Below are 243 nucleotides of genomic sequence, written 5' to 3' on the forward strand. Positions count from 1 at the left end.
TGGCGGACCGGACGGGACTCGAACCCGCGACCTCCGGCGTGACAGGCCGGCATTCTAACCAACTGAACTACCGGTCCACACAACAACTTCAAATCGAAAACGTAACAACCTTTTCCCTGGACTGAAGCCTGTCAGATCAATCCAGACATCCTCATCGAGGATTAAAAAATGGCGGACCGGACGGGACTCGAACCCGCGACCTCCGGCGTGACAGGCCGGCATTCTAACCAACTGAACTACCGG

1 tRNA gene is annotated in these 243 nt (G+C 56.4%); it reads right to left on the reverse strand.

Annotated elements, in window-relative coordinates:
* Positions 1–77: transfer RNA gene (locus tag ACY2RR_RS24615), tRNA-Asp, on the reverse strand.
* Positions 78–243: the final 166 nt, after the last annotated feature.

Source organism: Parendozoicomonas sp. 2304DJ65-17 (genome assembly GCF_058148445.1).